At 67.8% G+C, this 2,706-nt stretch carries 2 protein-coding genes; both read right to left on the reverse strand.

The annotated features are described in order from the left end of the window. Positions 1-649: response regulator (locus A5659_RS21505; RefSeq protein WP_067184113.1), on the reverse strand; the 649-nt coding region annotated here is incomplete at its 3' end. Next, a partial coding sequence (locus tag A5659_RS21510) for an ATP-binding protein (protein ID WP_067184116.1) occupies positions 646-2,706 on the reverse strand: 2,061 nt, incomplete at its 5' end. The genes A5659_RS21505 and A5659_RS21510, both read right to left, overlap by 4 nt.

The raw sequence follows: 2,706 nt of genomic DNA on the forward strand, positions 1-2,706 counted from the left end.
CGGTCAGCAGGTGCTTGGGATGCGAGGGGTCATCCTCGAGTTTGCGGCGCAGCTGCGCGAGATACACGCGCAGGTAATGGGTTTCGGTGGCATACGCCGGACCCCACACCTCCTTGAGAAGCTCCTCGCGGCCGACCAACTTGCCGCGGTTGCGGACGAGGACTTCGAGCATCCCCCACTCGGTTGGGGTGAGGTGAACCTCGCTGCCGTGCTTGGTGACCTTCTTGGCGGCCAGGTCGACGGTGAACGATTCGGTCTCGATGACCGGTTGTTCGAGTTCGGAGGCCGCGGCGTTGCGCCGGACCGCCGCGCGCAGCCGCGCCAGGAACTCGTCCATGCCAAAGGGTTTCGTGACGTAGTCATCGGCCCCGGCGTCCAGCGCCTCGACCTTGTCCGACGAATCGGTGCGCGCCGACAACACGATGACCGGCGCGGTGAGCCAGCCGCGCAGACCGGCCAGCACGTCGATCCCGGAGATGTCGGGCAGGCCGAGGTCGAGGATCACCACGTCGGGCTTGTGTTCGGCGGCGGCCCGCAATGCGCCGGCGCCGCTGGACGCGGTGATCACCTCATAACCCCGCACCGACAGGTTGATGCGCAGTGCGCGCAGGATCTGCGGCTCGTCGTCGATCACCAGAACGCGAGTCACAGTGCGCCAATCTGTTGCGGCGCGGCCAAATCCACGATCACCGTCAGCCCGCCTCCCGGGGTGTCGGTGGCCGTAATCGTCCCGCCCATCGCTTCGACGAAGCCCCGCGCCACCGACATCCCCAGGCCCACGCCGGTGGTGTTGTCGTGATCGCCGAGCCGCTGAAACGCTGCGAAGATCTGCTCCTCGGCCCCGTGCGGGATTCCGGGGCCTTCGTCGATGACGTTGATCAGGACGCGATCGCCCACCCGTCCGGCGTTGACCCGCACCACACAGTTGGGCGCATAGCGCAGCGCGTTGTCGATCAGATTGGCCAGCACCCGTTCCAGCAGCCCCGCATCGGCCATCACCATCGCATCGGCGACGTCGACCTTGACCCGGTCGATCGCGGACCGGAAGAAACCGGTGGCGCCAGCCCCGATGCTGACCAGGGCCCGCTGCACGGTCTCCTCCAAATACACGACGCGCAGGTCCGGGTGGATCACCCCGGCGGCCAAACGCGATGAGTCAAGCAGGTTTCCGACCAGCGCGGTCAGCTGGTCGATCGACTCCTCGATGGTGGCCAGCAATTCGGCGGTGTCGGTGGGGGAGAAGGCGACGTCTTCGGCGCGCAGGCTCGAGACCGCGACCTTGGCCGCCGCCAGGGGTGTCCGCAGGTCGTGGCTGACCGCCGACAGCAGGGAACGGCGCAGTTCGTCGGCCCGCACGATCGCCTCGGTGCGGCTGGCTTCCTCGGCGAGCTCGCGTTGCCTGATCAAACCCGCGGCCTGCCTGGCCACCGCGCCGAGCACCCGCCGGTCGCGCGCGGAAAGCTTCCTGCCGGCCAGCAGCATCCAGAACTCGTCGTCACCGACCTCGATCGCGGTGTCGGCGGAATCGATTGTCACACAGGGATCGCGGCCCACACACGCCACCACCTCACTCTTCCTGCCGCGAGCGAGCGCTTGGTCGTCGGGCTCGCGCAACATGCTGACGGTCCGCTGGGCGTAGGTCTCACGGACTCGCTCGAGCAGCGTTTCCAGATCGGCGCCGCGCAGCACCGAACCGGCGAACAGGGTCAGCAGCTCGGCCTCCTGCGAGGCGCGCCGTGCTTCCCGGGTGCGTTTGGCGGCGAAGTCGACCAGCACCGCGACGGCGACTGCGATGAGCAGCAGCACCAATTCGGTGATGGCACTGTTGGGTTCGGCGATGGTGAAGCTGTGCCGCGGGGCGATCAGGAAATAATTCAGCAGCAGCCCGGACAGCACGGCTGAAAGCACCGCGGGCGCAATGCCGCCCAACAGCCCGACCAGCAGCACGCCGACGAAGAACAGGGCGCTCTCGCCGCCGGTGTCCAGATACGGGTCCAGCGTCGTCACCGTGATCGCACAGATGACCGACGGTACGATCAAGGCCGCCAGCCACGACGCCACCCGGCGCTCGCGGGGCGCCAGCGAGGACGCGCGGAAGCCGCGCTTGGATTCCTCGTGGGTGACCAGGTGCACGTCGATCTTTCCCGACAGCTCGACGATCCGCGGGCCGATGCCCTCCTCGAACAGCCGGGCCCAGCGCGACCGCCGGGAGGTGCCGATCACCAGCTGTGTCGCGTTCATCTCGCGGGCGAATTCGAGTAGCGCCGTGGGCACCTCGTCGCCGACCACGGTGTGCATCGACGCATCCAGGCTGCTGGCCAGTTCCCGGATCTTGGCCATCCGCGACTCCGATAGCCCGGCCAGCCCGTCGCCGCGGATGACGTGCACCACCATCAGCTCGGCGGTCGACTTCGAGGCGATCCGGGATGCCCGTCGTACCAGCGTTTCGGACTCGGGACCACCGGTGACCGCGACGACGACCCGTTCGCGGGCCTCCCACATGTCGGTGATCTTGTTCTCGGCCCGGTATTTGGCCAGCGCGGTGTCGACCTGGTCGGCCAGCCACAGCAGCGCCAATTCCCTTAGCGCGGTGAGGTTTCCACGGCGAAAGTAGTTCGACAGCGCGGCATCGATGCGATCGGGCGCGTAGACGTTGCCGTGAGACAGCCTGCGCCGCAACGCCTCCGGCGTGATGTCGATGAGCTC

It is taken from the genome of Mycobacterium sp. 1165196.3 (assembly GCF_001673415.1).
Lineage (GTDB): Bacteria > Actinomycetota > Actinomycetes > Mycobacteriales > Mycobacteriaceae > Mycobacterium > Mycobacterium europaeum_A.